Source organism: Burkholderia sp. JPY481 (assembly GCF_038900515.1).
Taxonomy (GTDB): Bacteria; Pseudomonadota; Gammaproteobacteria; order Burkholderiales; family Burkholderiaceae; genus Paraburkholderia; species Paraburkholderia youngii.
Genome location: NZ_JAYMRT010000003.1, coordinates 100,472 through 120,844 on the forward strand (window position 1 = coordinate 100,472; position 20,373 = coordinate 120,844).

Below are 20,373 nucleotides of genomic sequence, written 5' to 3' on the forward strand. Positions count from 1 at the left end.
TATCCCCAATCTTTTCCTGGACCTTTGCGATGAGTTACCAAGATATCGACAGGGAAATTGCCCACCTCGAAGTCGTTTTCAATGCGCTTTCAGCGCGCGACCGCTTTCCGCTGTCGTACTGGCATCGCCGGCTGCATGCGTTGAACCGGTCGTCGATGGTGCCCGCGCAACGTCAGCGCGTCGCTCACCTCGAAGCGAGGCTGCGCTCGGTCGGCGCGCAACTGGACCAGCTCGCCGGCGCGACACGCGTCGGCTCCCGCGCGAGCCCGCGGATCGAGGGCCGGTCCGGCGTCCCGTCAGCCCGTTAGAATCCGTGCCCCAAGCGCCAGCACGAGCGCGGGCACCATCACCAGCACGCCGACCTTCAGGAACTTCATGAAGCCGACGTCTTCGCCTTCGCGGCGAATCGCGTTGAGCCACAGAATGGTCGCGAGCGAGCCGCTGATCGACAGGTTCGGGCCGAGGTCGACGCCGATCAGGAACGCGTCGATCACCCGTTCCGGGCTCTGCGCCTGCATCACGGTCGAACTCGCGATCAGTCCGGACGGCAGGTTGTTGATCAGATTGCTGAGCGCCGCGATGCTCGTGCCAGCCCACGCGGCCGCTTCCATTTCGTTGTGTTCGGTCGCGCGCCGCAGCGCACCCGCGAACGTGCTGATCACGCCGGTGTGATCGAGCATCTCGACCAGCACGAACAGCCCGGCGACGAGCGGCAACACGTTCCACGAAATTTCGCGGATCATCGGCAGCGGTGATTTGCGCTCCTTGATCAGCACGACGAGCGCGGTCAGCGTGCCGAGGATCGCGGTGGGCATGCCGAGCTGGATGTCGTACGCGGAGACCGTCAGCAGCGCGCCGGCCGTCACCGCGATGCCCGCGAGGGCGACCTTGCCGCTTGCCGACAGCTCGACCGCGTCGAGATTCGCCTCGCAGACGCCAGCGAGCGCGTCGCGTTGCGTCCAGCGCAGCATCACGAAGGTCGCGCCGATCGACAGCACCGACGGCAGCGCGAAGCGCAGCATCCACGGTCCCAGCGGCGGCGTGTGATTGCCGTACAGCACGATGTTGGCCGGATTCGAAATCGGCAGCACGAAGCTCGCCGCATTGGCGACGAACGCGCAGACGAACAGCAGCGGCAGCGGCGGCGTCTTCGCTTTCTTCGCCGCCGCGAACACGGCGGGTGTCAGCACGACGGCGGTGGCGTCGTTGGAAAGAAACGCGGTGATCACCACGCCGAACAGATACACGAGCACGAACAGCTTGCGCGGCGAACTGCGCGCATGATTGACCGCGAGCACCGCGACCCAGTCGAACAGCCCTTCGCGGCGGCCGACTTCGGAGAGCAGCATCATGCCGATCAGGAACAGATAGACGTCGGTGCCCTTGCCGATCGCTTCGATCGCGAGATGCAAGGGCAACAGGCCGAGCACGACGAGCAGCACCGCGCCCGCGACGGCCCACACGGCTTCGGGCCATTTGAACGGCCGGGTGATCACCCCGGCGGTGGCGAGCACGGCAATGCCCCAGGAAAGAAAAACAGGATTCACAGCTTGAGCCCTGACAATGGGTTGGGTCGATGGCCGCGCAAAGCACGCGCAACCTTGTTATTTCGGCGCAACAAGTTACCACAGCGGTTGTCGCAGCAACCGGGCCATAGCAGCCGGCGTGCGTTGCCACGCGCATGTCTTTCAACACAATTAACATCAACGAGGAAACAATCTGTTCCCGCGCACCCCCTATTCAGTTTCTATTGACCTCCCTACCATCCGCATTCCCACACGGCTACTCGCCAGCAACAGACAAACCACGATGCGAACACACGCTCACGCTCCCACGCGCTACCACGGCGCCGCAATCGCGCTGCACTGGCTGATCGCCGCGCTGATGATCGGCGGCTTCTACATCGGCTGGATCATGACGGATATCCCAGGCTTCACGCCGACGAAGCTCAAATACTTCTCGTGGCACAAATGGATCGGCGTGACCGTGTTCGCGCTCGCGCTGCTGCGCGTGCTGTGGCGCGCGACGCACCGCGCGCCCGCGCTCGATGCCGCGACGCCCGCATGGCAGAGGGCCGCCGCGCATCTGGTGCACGGCCTGCTGTATCTGCTGATGCTCGCGATTCCGCTGTCCGGCTACTTCTACAGCTCGGCGGCCGGCATTCAGGTCGTGTATCTGGGCATCGTGCCGCTGCCGACCATCATCGGTCCCGATCAGGCGCTGAAGGCCACGCTGCGCACCGTGCACGTGCTGCTCAATTACACGCTGCTCGCGCTCGTGCTGATGCATGTGCTCGCGGCGCTCAAGCATCAGTTCGTCGATCGCGACGGCTTGCTCGCACGCATGGTGCCGTTTCTGAAGACCCATGCATAACGACATGACAGCTTGAAGAAAGGCATAACGCCTGTCGATTGGTTACGACTGGTTGGCAATCAAATTCCTCGCGGTGTGCAATCAGGCCGCGAAGCTCGGATAGGATGCGTACCATCATGAAGACACCCTTTTATCTCTCCGCTCATCGCGCGGCGCTCGCTTCTTTCGCGGCGCTTGCGCTCATCGGCGCGAACCTCGCGCACGCCGACGTCGACCTCGCGAAAAGCAGCGTCATCGCGACGACCAAACAGATGAACGTGCCGGTCGACGGCAAGTTCAGGAAGTTCTCCGCGCAACTGAACTTCGATCCGGCGAAGCCCGCCGCGGGCAGCGCCAACGTGTCGATCGACACCGGAAGCTACGACCTCGGCGCCGACGACTACAACAAGCAGGCGCAAGGCAAGGAATGGTTCGACAGCGGCGCGTTCCCGAGCGCGACCTTCGTGTCGAGCTCGATCGCGCCGGCCGGCGGCAACCAGTACAAGGTGACCGGCAAGCTGACCATCAAGGGCAAATCGCAAACGGTCGTCGTGCCGGTCGTGATCGCGAGCCAGGGCACCACGCAAACCTTCGACGGCTCGCTGCCGATCAAGCGCACGCAGTTCGACGTCGGCACCGGCGAATGGAAGGACACGTCGGTGGTCGCCGACGAAGTCGTCATCAAATTTCACCTGGTCGCGGCAAAGAAATAACGTTCAACACAGCAGCACCGCATTACCTTTAGACCCCTGGAGTCCAACTTGAAGAAATCCCTCCTGCTCGCCGCCGGCGCGCTCGCCGCCGCATGCTCGTTCAACGCGATGGCTGCCGCCGAGACCTATCTGCTCGATCCGACGCACACGTCGCCGAGCTTCGAGACCGACCATTTCGGCGGCCTGTCGATCTGGCGCGGCAAGTTCCAGAAAGCCAACGGCACCGTCGTGCTCGATCGCGCGGCGAAGACCGGCACGGTCGAGGCGACGATCGATCTGAGCTCGGTCGGCATCGGCAACGACAAGCTCAACGAGGAGCTGGTCGGTGACAAGTTCTTCGACACCGCGAAGTTCCCGACCGCGACCTACAAGGGCACGCAGATCCGCTTCGACGGCGACAAGCCGGTCGAAGTGATCGGCACGCTGACGCTGCACGGCGTCACCAAGCCGGTCAACCTGAAGATCGAATCGTTCAAGTGCATCCAGCACCCGATGCTCAAGCGCGAAGTGTGCGGCACCGAATCGGTCGCGACGTTCAATCGCGACGATTTCGGCATCGACTTCGGCAAGGCGTACGGCTTCAACATGAAGACCACGCTGCATATCCAGGCCGAAGGCATCAAGCAGTAAGCGCATCGCGCCCGGCCCGGCCGGGCGCCGAACTACTGGATCGCGGGCTGCGCCGGCGCGTGCGACGCGCGGCGCGCCTCGAGCCACGCGAGCAGTTCCTCGCGCCGCATCGCCTTCGCGAACAGCCACCCCTGCCCGTACTGAACGCCCCGGCGCACCAGATACTCGACCTGCTCGCTGCGCTCGATCCCCTCCGCGACGATTTCCACCCCCAATTCGTGCGCCATCTCGATGATATGCGGCGCGACGATGCTCGACGCCGCGTCCTGGGCGATCGTGTCGACGAACGATTTGTCGATCTTCAGCACGTCGATCATGAAGGTTTGCAAATAGGCGAGGCTCGAATAGCCGGTGCCGAAATCGTCGATATAGACCGGGTGGCCGGCGCTTCGGAAGGCCGCGATCGTCTGCCGGGTCACATCGGCGTTCAGAAAACTGCGCTCGGTCGCTTCGATCCTGATTTGCGCGGGACGCAGGCCGGTTCCGGCGAGCCTCGCGTTGATCAGGTTCAGAAAGCGCGGCGTGCGCAGATCCTCGCCGCTGACGTTGATCGACACGTAGAACGACGGCCGCGAACGCAATAGCTCTGTCAGATCCTGGAGCGCTTCATCGAACACGAGGTCGGTCAGCGACTGGATCAGGCCGTGCTGTTCGGCCAATGCAACGAAGATATTCGGCGAGATATCGCGTCCGTTCAGATTCCATCTGGCCAGCGCTTCGACGCCGACGCATTCACTGGTCGCGAGATTCATGATCGGCTGATAGACGACGTCGATGGTTTTCTGCGAGATCGCCCATTCGAGCGAGGCCTCTAACGACACCTGCCGCGAGATCCGTTTGAATGCGAACCAGCCGAACGCGGCGCCCATCGCGACGCCGATCGATAGCCACGTCGCCAGCAGGCCGGGCCAGTCCCTGAGCAGGCTGGTGCGCCGGCCTTTGACGACGACACCGAGAGCGCGAGTCTCCGAGCGTGCCACCGCGTAGTTCCATTCATCGCTATCGACGCGCCCCGCCTGCTTCCATGCATGCAGCATCTCGTCGGCGTCAGCGCCGGTCGACAGTGCAACGATCGAATTTATCTCCGTGTTGATCGTAGCGATTGGCCGTCCCGCTGGGTCCATCACATCGACATATGACTGCGGATCGATCGACACGTACTCGCCGTTGCGCCCGATCTGGATATCCTCGCGCAAGTCGCTGAGCGGATTCTTTTGCTGAAACCAGATCAGGTAGCCGTCGTTGCTGCGCCAGCGCGGCGGCGGCAGTTCGACATCCTGCGCGCGAACGTCGCCCAATAGCGGCGAGCAAAGATAGCGCCCGTCGCCGTACGCGCCCGCGTCCCGCACGTAGCGGTAGTTGAAGATCACGTGGGCAGCCCGTCTTAGATATTCCGGCGAACACGGCTCGGCGTGCTCGGCCTGCAGGTCCGCGATCGCGGCAAAGCCCTGATACGTGACCAGTTCCGTGCGCATCACGGCCTTTTCCGCGTAAAGGTTCAAGTCTCTCTGCTCGCGGCGGGCGACGTCTTCGTTCGCGATATAGATGCTGATCAGGACCGGCAGCACCGTTGCGGCGCAGCCGAGTGCGATATACGCCGAAATCAGCGACATGCGCTTGATCATCTGTCGAGCCCGGTGGTGAACGGTCGCGGCGAAATCGGCTGCAGCGGTTGCGGCCCCGCCTGGACCCGCCACGCAACCTGCGGATTTCAGTGTGAAGAATAGTTACTGGAGCCGCTTTTTCAACATTGCGGTTGAATGCCACGCATGCGGCCAGCCGCGGCGAGCCCGACCAGTGGCGCGCCCGGCAAGGTACCATTACGGCCTGGCGGCGTCGCGACGCGCGCCGTCACCGCTTTCGTTCATTACCATCGCCCGCTTCGATTCCCATGAATTCGCCATCCCGCCGCATCGCGCACCTCGATATGGACGCGTTTTACGCGTCCGTCGAACTGCTGCGCTATCCGGAACTGCGCGGCCGCGCGGTGGTGATCGGCGGCGGCCGCAACAGCGCGCCGCAACTGCTCGAAGACGGCAGCAAGCGCTTCGCGAAGCTGCGCGATTACGCGGGCCGCGGCGTCGTCACCACCTCGACGTACGAGGCGCGCGCGCTCGGCGTGTTTTCGGCGATGGGCATGATGAAGGCCGCCGCGCTCGCGCCCGACGCGATCCTGCTGCCGACCGACTTCGATTCGTATCGCCACTACTCGCGCCTCTTCAAGGCGGCCGTCCGAACGTTCACGGACCGTATCGAGGATCGCGGCATCGACGAGATCTATATCGACCTGACCGAGCTGCCGGGCGAAGCGGCCGACATCGGGCGGCGCATCAAGGAGGCCGTTCATCAGGCCACTGGTCTCACTTGTTCGATCTGCGTCGCGCCGAACAAGCTGCTCGCGAAGATCGGCTCCGAACTCGACAAGCCCGACGGCCTGACGATCCTCACGCCGGCCGACATTCCGCTGCGCGTGTGGCCGCTGCCGGTGCGCAAGGTCAACGGCATCGGCCCGAAGGCGGCGGAGAAGCTGACCGCGCTCGGCCTCGCGACGGTCGGCGATCTGGCCGCCGCCGACGCCGGGCTGTTGCAGGACAATTTCGGGCGCAGCTATTCCGCGTGGCTGATGGAAGTCGCGCAGGGTCACGACGAGCGGCCGGTGGTGGTCGAATCGGAGCCGAAGTCGATCAGCCGCGAGACCACGTTCGAGCGCGATCTGCATCCGCGTCACGATCGGCCGGCGTTATCCAGCGCGTTTACGGGGCTTTGCGTGCGGGTCGCCGACGATCTGGTGCGTAAGGGCTACGTGGGCCGCACGATCGGCATCAAGCTGCGTTACGACGATTTCCGCACCGTCACGCGCGACCTGACGCTCGACGAACCGACCGCCGACGCAACCGAAATCCGCCGCGCCGCGACCGAATGTTTGCGACGCGTGCAGTTGAACCGCAAGCTGCGGCTATTGGGCGTGCGCATCAGCACGCTGAGCTCGGCCAGCGAACAGGCGCTGAAGCCGCGCCAGCCGGTTCAGGCCGACTTGCCTTTCGCGAGCGACGAGTAGGCGGTATCGGCGGCGACGCCGGCCGCATTGGTATTGGCATTCGCGCTCGCGTTCGCACGCGCGGCCGGTATATCGCCGGAAGTGGACATCACCGACGCCGCCACCGAAAACGAAAACGTGTTGATGCCGTTCGCGCTGTGCGCGGATACGGTGCCACGATGCATCTCGGCGATCGCCTTAACGATCGCGAGTCCGAGGCCGTGGTTTTCACGGCTATTGGTGCGCGAGACTTCCGCGCGATAGAAACGGTCGAACAGATGTTCGAGGACGTCCGGCGCGATCGGCTGCCCCGGATTCGCCACGACGACGCGCACCTGGTCGCGCATCGCACCTTCGCCGCGCGCGATCGTCACGCTGATCGTCGCGCCCGGCTCGCAGTGCTGGATCGCGTTCATCAGCAGGTTCGCGCACGCGCGGCCGAATAGCGAGCGGTTCACGCGCGCGTACGCATCGCCCTGCAACTTCGCATGCACGCGCGCCTCTTCGAGCGGAATCTCCAGAAACTCCAGCGTATGCGCGACTTCCGCCGCGAGCGACACCTCGATCAGGCCGGTCGCGCGTTCGCCCTGGTCGGCGCGCGCGAGGAACAGCATGTCGTTGATGATCGCGCGCATCCGCTCGAATTCTTCCAGGTTCGATTGCAGCGTGTGACGCAGATCGTCGACCGAGCGGTTGCGCGTCAGCGCGACCTCCGTCTGGCCGATCAGGATCGTCACCGGCGTGCGCAGTTCGTGCGCGACGTCCGCGTTGAACGATTCGAGGCGGCCGTAGGCGCCGTCGAGCCGTTCGAGCGCGCCGTTGAACGAGTTGGCGAGATCGTTCAGTTCGAGCGGCAAGGACGCGGTATTGAGCCGCTGCGAGCGGTTGTTCGGGCTGACCGCGGATGCGTCGCGCGTCAGACGCGTGAGCGGCGCGAGGCCGATGCGCGTAACCGAGTAGCTGAGCAGCAGCACCGCGAGACTGCCGAGCGCCGACAGCGCCGCGAGTGCCGAGCCGAACACGCGCATCGTGCGCAGGTTCGGCGAATAGCTCGCCGCGACCTGCAACTGCACCGCAGGCCGCGCGCCATTGGCGGGCAGGATCACCGTCGAGGTCAACATGTCGGGGCCGCCGCCCTCTGGCGCGATGCGCGCGTAGCCGCCGGGCCAGCTCTTCCTGACGGCCCCCTGCACCGGGGTGCCGAAGTGGAAGTTCGGCTCCGCGCTCGTCACCGAGTACATGGTGCTGCTGTCGTGCGGCGTCATGTCGGCGAGTTTTTCGCGGGCCATCCGCCATTTTTCCGGCGTCACCGCGTGAGAGACGATGATGCGCGCGATCTGCGTGCGATCGTCGAGCGACTCGCGCAGATGATGTTCGAGCTGCGAGCGCAGCACCAGAAAGAGCCCGCTGCCGACGAGCGTAAAAACGAACAGCGCCACCAGCGCGAACATCGACGCAAGGCGGCGGGCAATCGAGCGGTTCATGATGACTCGGCCTCTTCGCGCACTTCGAGCACGTAGCCCATGCCACGCACCGTGTGCAGCAGCTTCGACGGGAACGGGCCGTCGAGTTTCGCGCGCAGCCGCTTGATCGCGGTTTCGACGACGTTCGTGTGGCTGTCGAAATTGACGTCCCATACGAGCTCGGTGATCGCGGTCTTCGACAGAATGTCGCCCTGGCGGCGCGCGAGCACGCTGAGCAGTTGAAACTCTTTCGCGGTCAGGTCGAGGCGCACGCCGTCGCGGGTCGCGCGGCGTCCGATCAGATCGACGAACAGATCGCCGACCGAAATCAGCGTGGACTCCTGCGAACGCGTGCGGCGCGCAAGCGCATGCAGGCGCTCGACGAGTTCGAGGAACGAGAACGGTTTGGTCAGGTAGTCGTCGGCGCCTTCGCGCAGGCCGCGCACGCGATCGTTCACGTGGTCGCGCGCGGTCAGCATGATGACCGGCGTCGACTTGCGCATGCGCAGCGCCTTCAGCACGCTGAAGCCGTCGCGCTTGGGTAGCATCACGTCTAGGACGATCACGTCGTAATCGAATTCGGTGGCCAGATGCGTGCCCTCCTCGCCGTCGAGCGCGACGTCGACGACCCAGCCCTGCTCTGTCAAACCGGAGCGCAGGTAGTCCACTACCTTGTGCTCGTCTTCAACAATCAGCAATTTCATTCGCGTCCTCGCCACTAATGGCTGTCAACCTTGCATTATACGAACGCCCTCGATTCTTCGCGCCGACCCCACTGCGTCGGCATGGAAGCACGGCCGCGGCGATTCAGCGTGCCGGAGCCGGCATGTCTTTCTGCTGCGCGTCGCCGGCAGGCGCTTGCTGCGGCATCGCCGCAGCGTCGGTTGCATGTGCCTCGTTCGCGGCCATCGCACTGCCTTGCGCGCCGCCATCCCAACCGCCGCCCAGCGCCTTCACCAGCGCCACCGACAGCGTCAACTGCTGCCCGTGAATCTGCACATCCGTGCGCTCGCTCGTCAGCAGCGACTCCTGCGCGTCGATCACGTTCAGATACGCGACGAGCCCGCCCGAATAGCGATCGTTCGCGAGCGACAGCAGCCGCTGCGCATCCTCGACCGCCTCACGCGACTGCTTCGCCGCGCCATCGAGCACCGACAGTCCGGTGATGCCGTCCTGCACCTGCTGGAACGCGCTCAGTACCGTCTGCCGATAATTCGCCTCGGTCGCCTTGTAGCCCTCGCTCGCGAACTTGACGTTGGCCGCGCGCCGCCCGCCGTCGAAGATCACCTGGCCGACCGCCGCGCCGAGCGTCCACATCAGCGTCGGCGCGCTCAGCAGATTGGCGAACTCGGTGCTCTCCCAGCCGATGCCCGGCGTTAGCGTCAGACTCGGGAAGAACGCGGCCTTGGCCACGCCGATCTGCGCGTTGGCGGCCGCCATCGCGCGTTCCGCCGACGCGACGTCGGGCCGCCGCTGCAGCACGTCGCTCGGCACACCGAGCGGCACCGTCGGCGGCTTGATGTCGAGCACCTTCGGCTCGATCGAAAACTGCGGCGCCGGCACGCCGACGAGCGCGGCGATCGCATGCTCGAATTGCGCGCGCTGATTCAGCAGCAGTTGCGCCTGCACGCGCGTCGCATCGAGCTGCGATTTCTGCTGCAGCACGTCGAGGCCCGAGACCGAACCGAGGTCGTGCTCGGTGTTCACGTAATCGAGCGCCTTCTGCTGCAGCTTCACCGACTGGTTCAGCACGTCGATCTCGTTGTCGAGCTCACGCAGCGAGAAGTAGTCGGTGGCGAGATCGGTCGTCAGCACGAGGCGTGCGTTCGCGAGATCGTCCGCCGATTGTTCGGCCGACGCCTGCGCGCCCTCCACCTCACGACGGATGCGGCCGAACAGGTCGGTGTCGTAGCTGAGCGTCGGTCCGAGCTGGATGTTGTTCTGTACCGTCGATTGAGTCGGTGTCGCGTAGTTGGTCAGCGGCCGGTCGTGCGAAATGCGAAAGCGCGAGGCCTGGGCCGAGAAATCGACTTCCGGCACGCGCTGCGCGCTGGTGTTCGCGAGTGTCGCCTTGGCCTGCTCGTAGTGCGCGCTCGCCGCGGCGAGCGTCTGGTTCTGCGCGAGCGCCTGGGTTTCGAGCGTCGCGAGCGTCGGGTCGGCGAAGCCCGTCCACCAGTCCGGCGCAATCGGCGCATGCGACGGCGCGGCGACGCGCCAGAACGAATCGGTGTGCCATTCGGGCGGCACCTCGGCCCGCGGACGCTGATAGTCGGGACCCACCGTGCAGGCGGCGAGCAATACCGCGCCGGCGCAAGCGCTCAGCGCGGTGAACGCGGTGCCACGTGGGCGCGCCCGGCGGGAAGCCGCGAACATCACGACGCCTCCTTGCCGTTCTTCGGCAGCGGCTGCACCTGAACGTGATCGCCATCGGCGATCGAGTCGCTCGGATTGATGATGATGCGATCGGTCGGCGAGATACCGCTTTCGATTTCGAGCTGCTGTCCGAGGTCCACCGCGATCACGACCTTGTGCAGGCTCACGTTGCCCTTCGCATCGACGACCGCGAGGCGCGGACCCTCCGCGCGAAACAGCAACGCGTTGCCCGGTACCGTCAGGCGTTCGTGCGCGGCGGCCGGCACCTCGACCTGCACGTAGGCGCCGGGGCGCAGCCTCGCGTCGGGATTCGGCAGCGTCACTTCGATCTGCAGCGAACGCGTGGGCACGTCGATCGCGCCGGAGATATGCGTGATCGTGCCGTTGAACTGCTGGCCCGGCAGCTCGGCCTGCGTGACCACGACCTTCTGCCCGACCGAGACGTTCTGCGCGTAGGCCTGCGGCAACTGCACATAGACGCGCAACGGGTCCGACTGCGCGAGCGCGAACAACGCCCGGCTCGTGCCGCTGCCCGCGTCGATCAGATCGCCGACGTCGACGTTGCGCTGCGTGACGACGCCGGCAAACGGCGCGACGATCCGCTTGAACGATTCGAGCTGCTGCAGACGCTTGACGTTCGCATCGGCCGCGGCGAGATTCGCGAGGTCCTGCGTGTAGGTGCTTTGCCGTTCGTCGAGTTCCTGTTGCGATACCGCATCGCGCTGGCGCAACTGCTGCCAGCGCTCAAGCGAGCTCTTCGCGAGCGCGAGGCTCGAATTGATCTGCTGACGCTGCGCCAGAGCCTGCGCGAGTTCCTGGTCGATTTCCGGCGTATCGAGCTCGGCGAGCAATTGCCCCTGCTTCACGCGCGCGCCGATATCGACGTACCAGTGCAGCAGATAACCGGTCGCGCGCGCATAGATCGGCGACTCGACATAGCCGCGCAACGTGCCCGGCAGCAGCGTGTTGCCGCCGCCGTCGGTCTGCTTCGGCGTGACGACGTTCACGTACTGCGTGGCGTTCTGCTGCGCGGTCGCCGTGACTTCGCGGTTTTGCATCACGTTCGCGATCACGGTGCGCAGCGTGCCTATCGCGAGCAGTACGAACACGATCAGGATCGCGACCTTCGCGTGCCGCCATTCGCGATGGCGCGGCGGCAGCAGGTGCTCCCCTTGTTCGGTTTCCCGCGTGGGGATCCCTAGCGATGCATGAGTTTTTTCGGTCATCTCAGTCAACCATCGTTTAACTTTCACGCGGGCGTCGCCGCACTGCTGTGTTCAGGCGCGGGGCTGTCGCTATGGCCGCTGCTTCGGCCGCGATCACCGCCTGTTCCACCGCCATTGCCGCCGTTGCCGCCGCCATTTCCACCGTCATCGCCGCCGCCGTTGCGATGGCGGCGCGCGAGCCACGAGTGAATTCCCGCGAACACGAGCGGCACGAAAAACAGCGTCGACACGGTCGCGAACAGCAAGCCGCCGATCACCGCGCGGCCGAGCGGCGCATTCTGCTCGGCGCCTTCGCCGAGACCGAGCGCCATCGGAATCATGCCGATGATCATCGCGAATGCGGTCATCAGCACCGGACGGATCCGGCTCGCGCCGGCTTCGAGCGCGGCCGTGAGCGGCGGCGCGCCGGCCGAAAGCCGCTGGCGCGCGAAGGCGACCATCAGAATACTGTTCGCGGTCGCGACGCCCATCGTCATGATCGCGCCGGTCAGCGCCGGCACGCTCAGATGGGTGCCGGTCAGGAACAGCATCCACATGATGCCCGCGAGCGCCGCCGGCAACGCGCTGACGATGATCAGCGGATCGACCCACGACTGGAAGTTCACCACGATCAGCAGATACACGAGCACGATCGCCATCGCGACGCCGATGCCGAGCCCAAAGAACGAACTGCGCATCGTCTGTACCTGGCCGCGCACGGTGATCGTGCTGCCGCGCGGCAAGGTACCGCGCACCTCGTTGACGATCCTGTCGACCTGATTCGCGACGCTGCCGAGATCGCGCTTTTCAACGCTCACATACAGATCGATCACCGGCCGGATGTTGTAGTGCGAGACCTCAGCGAACTGGCTCTTCGGCGATACCTGCACGAGGTTGCCGAGCAGTTGCGTCGGGCCGTTCATTGTGGCCGACACCGGGGTGCGCAACAGTTCGTCGATCGACGACACCTGGTACTGCGGCGTCTGCACCTGAACCCTGTATTCGACGCCGTTCCTGTTGTTGACCCAGAAGCCCGGCGACGTCTGCGAGCTGCCCGACAGCGAAACGAGCACGTTCTGCGCGACGTCGTTTGCGGTCAGGTTCAGTTGTTGCAGGCGGGTGCGGTCCATCTGCAGACCGAGTACCGGTTCGTCGAGCTTCTGCTGGATGTGCGTGTCGACGGTGCCGGGAATCAGCCGCACCTGCTTCAGCAATTTGCGCGCGACCTCGAGGTTGCCCTGCTGATTCGCGCCGGCGATCTGCACGTCCACCGCGGCGGGCAGGCCGAAGTTCAGGATCTGCGTGACGATATCGGCGGGCTGAAAGAAGAACTCGACGCCCGGGAAACGCTGCGGCAGGATCGTGCGCAGCTTGTCCATGTAGATCTGCGACGGCTTGTGGCCTTCGTTCAACGCGATCTGGATCTCACCGTCGAGCGTGCCCATCGTGCCCGCATTGCTGTACGACAGGTTGATGCCGCTATACGGCAGACCGAGGTTGTCGAGAATCGTGCCCAGTTCCTTCTGCGGCACGACTTCGCGGATCACCTTCTCGACCTCGTCGGCGAGCCGCGCGGTTTCCTCGATCCGCGTGCCGGTCGGCGCGCGCATGTGCAGACGGATGTCGCCCGCGTCGACGCTCGGGAAAAAGTCTTCGCCGAGCGCAAAAAACAGGCCCATCGACAGCACGCAGAAACCGAGGAACAGCGTGCCGAACACCTTGCGGCGCACGAGCAGGCTGCTCAGGATCATGATGTAGGCCGCGCGCATGCGCTCGAAGCCGGCGTCGAAGCGGTGATACAGACGCATGAACAGATTCGGTTTCGCGCCCGCCTTCGGCTTATGCGCGTGGCCCATCAGCAGCATCGCGAGCGTCGGCACGAGCGTACGCGACAGGATGTACGACGCGAGCATCGCGAATACCACCGCTTCCGCGAGCGGCACGAACAGATAGCGTGCGACGCCGGTCAGGAAGAACATCGGCACGAACACGATACAGATACACAGCGTCGACACCAGCGCCGGCACCGCGATTTCGCCGGCGCCGTCGAGAATCGCGTCGTGCAGATTGGTGCCCATGTGCAGGTGCCGCTCGATGTTCTCGATCGTCACGGTCGCGTCGTCAACCAGGATGCCGACCGCGAGCGCGAGACCGCCCAGCGTCATGATGTTGATGGTCTGCCCGAGCGCGTGCAGCACGATCAGCGACGACAGGATGGACAGCGGAATCGAGATCGCGATGATGCAGGTGCTGCGCCAGTTGCCGAGGAACAGCAGGATCATCGCGGCGGTCAGCGCGGCGGCCACCAGCGCCTCGCGCACCACGCCCTGCACCGCCGCCTTCACGAACACCGACTGGTCGAACAGCGCGGTGATCTGCAGATCCGGCGGCAGCGCGGCGCGCGCGGCTGGCAACAGGCCTTTCAACGTATCGACGATCGACAGCGTCGACGCGTTGCCGTTCTTCAGCACCGACATCAGCACGCCGCGATGGCCGTTCTGCCGCACGATGTTGGTCTGCGGCGAGAAGCCGTCGCGCACATGCGCGACTTCACGCAGATAGGTCGTCGCGCCGTTGACGGTGCGCACCGGAATATCGTTGAGGCCTTCCAGCGTCGGCGGCGAACCGTTCATGTCGATCGTGTATTCCTTCGGCCCGATCTTGGCCGTGCCGGTGGGCAGAATCAGGTTTTGCGCGTTGAACGCGTTGACCACATCGGCCGGCGTCAGGCCCTTGGCCAGCATCGCGCGCGTATCGAGGTCGACCGAGATCAGCCGCGATTTGCCGCCATACGGGTACGGCACGGCAGCGCCTGGAATCGTCACGAGTTGCGGACGCAGGAAGTTCAGCGCGGTGTCGTTCAGGTCCTGCTCGGAGAGCTTCGGACTCGACAGACCGAGCTGGATCACCGGAATACTCGAAGCCGAGTAGCTGATGACGAGCGGCGCGGTGGCGCCCGGCGGCATCTGCTTCAACTGCGCCTGCTCGACCGCGACCGTCTGCGCGATGGCCGTCTGGATGTTCGCGTTCGGCTGCAGAAACACCTTCAGGATCGCGATGCCGGGCAGCGACTGCGATTCGATATGTTCGATGTCGTTGACCGTCGTGGTCAGACTGCGCTCGTTGACCGACGTGATGCGGGTGGCCATGTCCTCGGCCGACAGCCCGGTGTACGTCCAGATGATGCTGACGACCGGTATGTTGATTTCCGGCAGCACGTCGACGGGCGTGGTGAACAGCACGAAGGGCGTCGCCAGCACGATCAGAATCGCCATCACGATGAACGTGTATGGCCGCTTAAGCGCTACGTTGACGATCCACATTGAAACGGGCCAGAGAAAATGCGGGTGGAGGGAGGGATTGAATCTCCGCTTATGCTAGATCGGTAGCACCAACGCCTGCATGGCGCGAGAATGGCGAAATTGTCAGGAAGCTTGTTGAAAGCAAATGCGCCATTTTTGAAGGCGCAAAGCAATCGCCGGATTTGCAGCGGATTAGGCGAGGCGCAAACGTTTGTTGAATAAATTTACGCGCTGTTAATGGAACGTTTGCTGATTCGCGGCACGGCTTTGGTTCGAAATATTGTGAAACATGCTTCCAGTTTAATTCGCAACACGGGGCGATTTTGCTTCGCGCGGTCATTCCCCTTCAACGAAAAAGGCCGGTCAACCTGAATGGTCGACCGGCCTTCTCATATGCAGCTATCCGTGTGCCGGCGTCAACGCCCGCGACGCCTATTTGGCGAACAGTGACGACATATCGGCGAACGCCTTGAACTCGAGCGCATTGCCCGACGGATCGAGGAAGAACATCGTTGCCTGCTCGCCGACCTCGCCCTTGAAGCGCACGTGCGGCTCGATGATGAATTCGATGCCGGCCTTCTGCAGTTTGTCCGCGGCTGCCTGCCATTGCTCCATCGACAGTACCGCGCCGAAGTGGCGCACCGGCACCGCGTCGCCATCGACCGCGCTGGTATGACGGTGACCGACTTCGTCGGGCGCCAGATGCGCGACGATCTGATGACCGTAGAAATTGAAATCGACCCACGCGTCCGAACTGCGCCCTTCCGGGCAGCCGAGCAATTCGCCGTAAAACTCGCGCGCGGCGGCAAGGCTATGAACAGGAAACGCCAGATGGAACGGCGGCAAAGCGGTTTCGGCAACGCTCATGATAGGGAGACTCGCTGGGTGGGTGTGAGGATGGGTGACGACTGGCGCGACTTGCACGGTTGGCAATCGGCACAGATAAAGCCAAGTTTAACCATGAATAAAAATGTTGAGAAACGATATATATTTGACCTGACCATCACTAAAATCGATTGATCGATCATGCTCAGCGAGTTGAAGACCTTCATCGCCGTCAGCCAGTACGGCACGTTTTCCGGCGCGGGCGCGCGCATCGGGCTCACACAATCGGCGGTCAGCGCGCAGATGCAGCGGCTCGAGCAGGAACTCGGCTTCCCGCTGTTCGACCGCACCGGCCGCTCGGCGACGCTCAACGAGGCGGGCCGCGAAACGCTCGCGCTCGCCGAGGAAATGATGACGCTCTACGCGCGGCTCTCCGAGCGCAGCGGCGGCGCCGCCGAAAGCGGCATGCTGCGGGTCGGCGCGATCGCGTCCGCGCAGGTATCGCTGCTGGCCGACGCGCTCGCGCGCTTTCGCGACGACCGTCCCGGCTGGCGGATTCGCGTGGTGCCGGGCGTGTCGCTGGGGCTGCTCGGTCAGGTCGACGCGGGCGAGCTCGATCTTGCCGTCATCATCAAGCCGCCGTTCGCGCTGCCGTCGGAGCTCGAATGGCGCACGCTGGTCGCCGAACCGTTCGTGCTGCTCGCGCCGAAAAAGCTCGCGCGCGGCGGCCGCTCGTGGCGCGAACTGCTGCGCAGCGAGCCGTTCATCCGCTACGACCGCGCGTCGTTCGGCGGGCGGCTCGTCGATCGTTTTCTGCGGCGCGCGCGCCTCGGCGTTCGCGATGCGGTCGAGCTCGACGAGTTGCAGGCGATCGTGCAACTGGTCGCGCGCGGCATGGGTGTCGCGCTGATTCCGAATACGGCCGGGCTCGGCAAATGGCCGGCGAGCGTCGTGGCGCTCGAACTCGGCGATGCGACCTTGGAGCGCGAGATCGGGCTCGTGCTGCGGCCGCGGCATAGCCGGCCGGTGGTCGCCGATGCGTTGGCGGAGTGTATTGCGAGCGCGGCGCACGGTTGAGCGTTTGGCGCGCCGCGTTCGATGCGGGCTCGATTCGGCTGCGAAGCGAGTGTGCTGCCACACGTACGCGCAACTGTATCTGTGAGCGGCGCGCGACGGCGCTCAGAATCGTTGCTTCATTCAACCGGCCGTGTGGCGCGTTGCATGGCATTGCCGAACACCCGCCCCGCCCTTACATTTGCCCGCCATGATCGCTAGCCCTGTGCTCACCGCCGATGTCCTGATCGCCTACAGCGCCTATTTCGTCGGCACCGCGAGCCCTGGCCCGAGCAATCTCGCGATCATGTCGCTCGCGATGAGCGCGGGCCGGCGCGCGGCGCTGGTGTTCGCGCTCGGCGTCGTGTCGGGCTCGTTCTCATGGGCGCTGCTCGCGTCGCTCGGGCTGTCGGCGGTGCTCGCCACCTACTCGGAATGCCTCGTGGCGATCCGGATCGCGGGCGGGCTGTATCTGCTGTGGCTCGGCTTCAAGTCCGCGCGCTCGGCGTGGAGCGCCGGCAAGCCGGCCGCGAGCGCGGCGCGCGTCGACGAACCGCTCGGGCGGCTCTATCTGCGTGGCCTTTTGCTGCACCTGACGAATCCGAAAGCGGTGCTGGTGTGGCTGTCGATCGTGTCGCTCGCGATGTCGCCGGTACACGGCGCCGCGCACGTGATGCCGGTCGTGCTGGGCTGCATGGCGATCGGCGCGACGGTGTTCAGCAGCTACGCAATGCTGTTTTCGACGGCATCCGCGCGGCGCGTTTATGCGGCGATCCGGCGCTGGCTCGATGGCTCGCTCGCGGTGATGTTCGGGATTGCCGGGATCAAGCTGCTGACGTCAAAGAACTAGCGTGGCCCGGGCGCGCGCGGCCGCCCCCGGTCCACGCTCTGCGATACTGGCGGCTCGGCTCCCTCCACGACGGCTGCTAGCGCACCCACCCACGCAACGATGAACGGCAACGATCACGACGCACCTTCCTCCACCCAACGCTCGCCGCTGCAAAAGCGGCTCTATCTCTGCGGTGCGGCGATCCTGGTCGTCAGCCTGATCGCCGCGGTGCTGATCTACGTCAGCGTGCCGCCGCCCGATAGCGCGGTCGCGATGTACGGCATCGTCGATCCGCGCTATCAGATCGAGCTACAGCAAATCGGCGGCAACGCGGCAGTGCTGATGGCGCAGTTGAATCAATGGTTCGATAGCTTGTGGCACGGTGTCAGGCTTGCCTATACGGTCGCGGCGCTGGGCGCTGCGCTGGCGGGCGGCTGTTTCTTCATCGGTCATTATTTCGTCGACGATTGAACCCCGACAGGATCGCATCCGCCACGACGATTTAAAAACGTTAATTATCGTTTATTCAAATCCGGCGCATCGCCTTCGCCGACGAAATTCCGCCGCAATAAACCAACAATAAATTCCGCAGTGCAATAAGTCCGCGCTTTCGCAGTCAACTTGCGGCATTAAGAAAACGAACTATTATTAGTTCGGGCCATACAGAATAGTGCCCCCTCACAGCATTCGAGGCGTATCAACTGCGAGAGGGACAACGATGAATGAAATCACCCTTCCGGTCGATCTAATTCACTGGATTCTGGCAACACTTTCCATCATCGCCTTGCTTGTCTTTCTCGTTCCGCTGCGTTGGCGGGCGCCCGAGGCAGGCCCTGGCGCGATGTTCGTTGCCGGCCTGATTGCCGTATTAGCATTCCGCACCCCGATCACGACTTTGGCTGTCGCCAGTGGCAAAGGCGTATGGGATGCCATATTCATTCTCTATGTAATGTGGCCGGCGCTTCTGCTCTATCAGATCACCAAACAGGCCGGCGGCTACGACGCACTTCGACACGGCATTTCCCGTTTCAGCCGCAATGATTTATTCGTCATTCTAGGCCTCGGCTGGGTATTTTCGTCTTTTCTTCAAGGCATTGCGGGTTTCGGCGCGCCAATTGCAGTCGTCGCACCGCTTTTGCTCGCGATCGGTGTAAGACCGGTCCATGCCGCCGCCATCTCGATCATCGCGCACGCATGGGCGCGCTTCTTCGGCACCCTCGGTGTCGGCTGGCTCGCGACGTTGCAGGTGGCCGACATTCAGGACGTGGGACGCGCCGCTTTCGAATCGTGTGTGCTGCTGCTTATTCCGACGTACTTCGGTGGCCTGCTGATCGTGTGGCTATACGGGCGCTGGGCCGCGGTGCGTCACGGATGGCCACTGGTCCTGATCCTCGGCACGATCCTCGGCTTCGGCCAGTTGATCTTCGCGTTCCTGAGCCCTGAACTGTCGACGTTCCTCGCCGCAACCGTCGCGTTGGTCGCCCTGTATCCGCTTTCGCGCTGGCGTCGGTTCAGGGAGCCGGTTCCCGCGGCCGAGGTCCCGGATCGTCCGGCGATGGACCCGGCCGCCGTCGGCATGCAGACCGAAACCGAAGAGCCGGTGATGAGTCTCGGCATGGCATTCCTGCCGTATGTCGTGCTCACGGTCGTTACCTTGGGCATTCTGCTGATTGGCCCATTGAACGATGCGATGCGGCAATTCCGCATCGGCCTGCCGTTCCCCGAAGTGACCACGGGCTTTGGCGTGCGAAACGCGGCCGTCGAGCGTTACGCGCCGTTCTCGCCGTTCACCCACCCGGGGACGATGCTGCTGATCTCCGCGATCGTCGTGTGGATCGTGTACCGCGTGAACGGCTTCTACGGCGCGTGGCAATCGCGGCATGGCGGCGAGAATCTGGGGCGCTCGCTGATCGTCGACGGCGTGCCCGCATCGCTGCCGGTCATCGCTTTCCTCGTTACGAGCCGGGTGCTCGACCATAGCGGCCAGACCCAGGTGCTCGCGCACGGTATCGCCGATGTGTCGCCGCCGCTCGTCTATGCGGGCATCGCGAGCGTGATCGGCGCGTTGGGCGCGTTCATGACGTCGAGCAGCACCGCGTCGAACGTACTGTTCGGCGGCCTGCAGAGCGATGTCGCGCAACTGCATTCGCTGCCGACCGAAGCGATCATCGCCGCGCAGGCGGCCGGCAGCGCGTATGGCAACGCGATCGGCCCGGCCAATATCGTGCTGGGCACCAGCATCAGCGGCATCAAGGGACAGGAGGGCGCGGTGATGAAGCTGGCCCTTCCGTGGACGGTCATCGTCGCCATCCTGACCGGCATCGGCACGATCCTCCTCGTGATATTCGCGTGAGGTGACTCGTATGGACAAGCTCGTTGCGGAAACCCTGGCGCTGCTTCTGATGTTCGCGGGTTTTCCGCTCACCAGCAGGGGCTCGGTCACCGGCAACATGCTGCTGTTGGGGCTGGGGCTGCTCTGCGTGATCGCCGGCGGAGCGTTGCCGATCATCACGCGGTTCATGGATCACTCGAACGACAAGATCAGGGACGCGGGCGTCGAATTCGACGATCGGGCTTCCTGATCGAAGCGG

The 20,373-nt window shown here is 64.3% G+C and carries 18 protein-coding genes; 10 read left to right on the forward strand and 8 right to left on the reverse strand.

What is annotated here, in order from left to right:
* Positions 1–29 precede the first annotated feature (29 nt).
* Complete coding sequence (locus VSR82_RS09805) at positions 30–308, forward strand: hypothetical protein (protein WP_368585792.1); 279 nt, start codon at positions 30–32, stop codon at positions 306–308.
* On the opposite strand, the gene VSR82_RS09810 is transcribed toward VSR82_RS09805, so the two are convergent.
* Positions 297–1,547, reverse strand: coding sequence for an arsenic transporter (locus tag VSR82_RS09810; RefSeq protein ID WP_368585793.1), 1,251 nt, complete (start codon positions 1,545–1,547; stop codon positions 297–299). The genes VSR82_RS09805 and VSR82_RS09810 overlap by 12 nt on opposite strands.
* Positions 1,548–1,809: 262 nt before the next feature.
* On the opposite strand from VSR82_RS09810, the gene VSR82_RS09815 reads away from it, so the two are divergent.
* The 3 genes from VSR82_RS09815 (at position 1,810) to VSR82_RS09825 (ending at position 3,695) form a co-directional block, all read left to right on the forward strand.
* Positions 1,810–2,373 carry a cytochrome b gene (locus VSR82_RS09815; protein WP_429457370.1) on the forward strand — a complete coding sequence of 188 codons (564 nt, stop codon included), beginning with the start codon at positions 1,810–1,812 and terminating at the stop codon, positions 2,371–2,373.
* 116 nt (positions 2,374–2,489) lie between these two features.
* Positions 2,490–3,065, forward strand: a complete 576-nt coding sequence (locus VSR82_RS09820) for a YceI family protein (RefSeq protein ID WP_429457368.1) — start codon at positions 2,490–2,492, stop codon at positions 3,063–3,065.
* A gap of 48 nt (positions 3,066–3,113) precedes the next feature.
* Complete coding sequence (locus VSR82_RS09825; protein ID WP_368585796.1) at positions 3,114–3,695, forward strand: YceI family protein; 582 nt, start codon at positions 3,114–3,116, stop codon at positions 3,693–3,695.
* A gap of 32 nt (positions 3,696–3,727) precedes the next feature.
* Here VSR82_RS09825 and VSR82_RS09830 read toward each other — a convergent pair whose 3' ends face one another.
* A complete protein-coding gene (locus tag VSR82_RS09830) occupies positions 3,728–5,308 on the reverse strand; it encodes an EAL domain-containing protein (protein WP_498857662.1) in 1,581 nt (526 codons plus the stop codon).
* Positions 5,309–5,586: 278 nt separating this feature from the next.
* Between VSR82_RS09830 and dinB the strand changes: the two genes are divergently transcribed.
* Positions 5,587–6,753 carry a DNA polymerase IV gene (dinB, locus tag VSR82_RS09835; RefSeq protein WP_429457364.1) on the forward strand — a complete coding sequence of 389 codons (1,167 nt, stop codon included), beginning with the start codon at positions 5,587–5,589 and terminating at the stop codon, positions 6,751–6,753.
* On the opposite strand, the gene VSR82_RS09840 is transcribed toward dinB, so the two are convergent.
* The 6 genes from VSR82_RS09840 to VSR82_RS09865 all read right to left on the reverse strand — a co-directional run bounded on the left by VSR82_RS09840 (position 6,720) and on the right by VSR82_RS09865 (position 15,942).
* On the reverse strand, positions 6,720–8,216 hold the full coding sequence (locus VSR82_RS09840; RefSeq protein ID WP_429457362.1) for a heavy metal sensor histidine kinase: 1,497 nt from the start codon (positions 8,214–8,216) through the stop codon (positions 6,720–6,722). The genes dinB and VSR82_RS09840 overlap by 34 nt on opposite strands.
* Positions 8,213–8,899: a heavy metal response regulator transcription factor gene (locus VSR82_RS09845; RefSeq protein ID WP_013091374.1), complete on the reverse strand. Its 687-nt coding sequence runs from the start codon at positions 8,897–8,899 to the stop codon at positions 8,213–8,215. The genes VSR82_RS09840 and VSR82_RS09845 overlap by 4 nt, the downstream gene beginning before the upstream one ends.
* 103 nt (positions 8,900–9,002) lie before the next feature.
* On the reverse strand, positions 9,003–10,568 hold the full coding sequence (locus tag VSR82_RS09850; protein WP_429457360.1) for an efflux transporter outer membrane subunit: 1,566 nt from the start codon (positions 10,566–10,568) through the stop codon (positions 9,003–9,005).
* Positions 10,568–11,794, reverse strand: a complete 1,227-nt coding sequence (locus tag VSR82_RS09855) for an efflux RND transporter periplasmic adaptor subunit (protein ID WP_368585801.1) — start codon at positions 11,792–11,794, stop codon at positions 10,568–10,570. The genes VSR82_RS09850 and VSR82_RS09855 overlap by 1 nt, the downstream gene beginning before the upstream one ends.
* A 23-nt stretch (positions 11,795–11,817) precedes the next feature.
* The gene (locus VSR82_RS09860) at positions 11,818–15,096 is read right to left on the reverse strand and encodes an efflux RND transporter permease subunit (protein WP_429457357.1); all 3,279 of its coding nucleotides are present in this window, start codon (positions 15,094–15,096) and stop codon (positions 11,818–11,820) included.
* Positions 15,097–15,507: 411 nt separating this feature from the next.
* Positions 15,508–15,942: a VOC family protein gene (locus VSR82_RS09865; RefSeq protein ID WP_008918388.1), complete on the reverse strand. Its 435-nt coding sequence runs from the start codon at positions 15,940–15,942 to the stop codon at positions 15,508–15,510.
* A gap of 159 nt (positions 15,943–16,101) precedes the next feature.
* Here VSR82_RS09865 and VSR82_RS09870 point away from each other — a divergent pair, with 159 nt between their 5' ends.
* From VSR82_RS09870 to VSR82_RS09890, 5 genes are all read left to right on the forward strand, one after another.
* Positions 16,102–16,977 carry a LysR family transcriptional regulator gene (locus VSR82_RS09870; protein ID WP_429457355.1) on the forward strand — a complete coding sequence of 292 codons (876 nt, stop codon included), beginning with the start codon at positions 16,102–16,104 and terminating at the stop codon, positions 16,975–16,977.
* A gap of 187 nt (positions 16,978–17,164) precedes the next feature.
* Positions 17,165–17,803 carry a LysE family translocator gene (locus VSR82_RS09875; protein WP_368585804.1) on the forward strand — a complete coding sequence of 213 codons (639 nt, stop codon included), beginning with the start codon at positions 17,165–17,167 and terminating at the stop codon, positions 17,801–17,803.
* A gap of 99 nt (positions 17,804–17,902) precedes the next feature.
* On the forward strand, positions 17,903–18,253 hold the full coding sequence (locus VSR82_RS09880) for a hypothetical protein (RefSeq protein ID WP_429457353.1): 351 nt from the start codon (positions 17,903–17,905) through the stop codon (positions 18,251–18,253).
* A gap of 247 nt (positions 18,254–18,500) precedes the next feature.
* A complete protein-coding gene (locus tag VSR82_RS09885) occupies positions 18,501–20,135 on the forward strand; it encodes an L-lactate permease (RefSeq protein ID WP_429457351.1) in 1,635 nt (544 codons plus the stop codon).
* Between the two features lie 10 nt (positions 20,136–20,145).
* Positions 20,146–20,364 (forward strand): EmrB/QacA subfamily drug resistance transporter, encoded by a 219-nt coding sequence (locus VSR82_RS09890; protein WP_176124777.1) that lies wholly within the window; start codon positions 20,146–20,148, stop codon positions 20,362–20,364.
* Positions 20,365–20,373 lie beyond the last annotated feature (9 nt).

Bases quoted from the DNA above. Each gene is read 5' to 3' on its own strand.
- VSR82_RS09870 (WP_429457355.1), top strand. From the start codon at position 16,102: ATGCTCAGCGAGTTGAAGACCTTCATCGCCGTCAGCCAGTACGGCACG.
- VSR82_RS09820 (WP_429457368.1), top strand. From the start codon at position 2,490: ATGAAGACACCCTTTTATCTCTCCGCTCATCGCGCGGCGCTCGCTTCT.
- VSR82_RS09850 (WP_429457360.1), bottom strand. From the start codon at position 10,568: ATGTTCGCGGCTTCCCGCCGGGCGCGCCCACGTGGCACCGCGTTCACC.
- VSR82_RS09830 (WP_498857662.1), bottom strand. From the start codon at position 5,308: ATGTCGCTGATTTCGGCGTATATCGCACTCGGCTGCGCCGCAACGGTG.
- VSR82_RS09885 (WP_429457351.1), top strand. From the start codon at position 18,501: ATGAATGAAATCACCCTTCCGGTCGATCTAATTCACTGGATTCTGGCA.
- VSR82_RS09875 (WP_368585804.1), top strand. From the start codon at position 17,165: ATGATCGCTAGCCCTGTGCTCACCGCCGATGTCCTGATCGCCTACAGC.
- VSR82_RS09890 (WP_176124777.1), top strand. From the start codon at position 20,146: ATGGACAAGCTCGTTGCGGAAACCCTGGCGCTGCTTCTGATGTTCGCG.
- VSR82_RS09865 (WP_008918388.1), bottom strand. From the start codon at position 15,942: ATGAGCGTTGCCGAAACCGCTTTGCCGCCGTTCCATCTGGCGTTTCCT.
- VSR82_RS09815 (WP_429457370.1), top strand. From the start codon at position 1,810: ATGCGAACACACGCTCACGCTCCCACGCGCTACCACGGCGCCGCAATC.
- VSR82_RS09855 (WP_368585801.1), bottom strand. From the start codon at position 11,794: ATGACCGAAAAAACTCATGCATCGCTAGGGATCCCCACGCGGGAAACC.
- VSR82_RS09840 (WP_429457362.1), bottom strand. From the start codon at position 8,216: ATGAACCGCTCGATTGCCCGCCGCCTTGCGTCGATGTTCGCGCTGGTG.
- dinB (WP_429457364.1), top strand. From the start codon at position 5,587: ATGAATTCGCCATCCCGCCGCATCGCGCACCTCGATATGGACGCGTTT.
- VSR82_RS09880 (WP_429457353.1), top strand. From the start codon at position 17,903: ATGAACGGCAACGATCACGACGCACCTTCCTCCACCCAACGCTCGCCG.
- VSR82_RS09845 (WP_013091374.1), bottom strand. From the start codon at position 8,899: ATGAAATTGCTGATTGTTGAAGACGAGCACAAGGTAGTGGACTACCTG.
- VSR82_RS09805 (WP_368585792.1), top strand. From the start codon at position 30: ATGAGTTACCAAGATATCGACAGGGAAATTGCCCACCTCGAAGTCGTT.
- VSR82_RS09860 (WP_429457357.1), bottom strand. From the start codon at position 15,096: ATGTGGATCGTCAACGTAGCGCTTAAGCGGCCATACACGTTCATCGTG.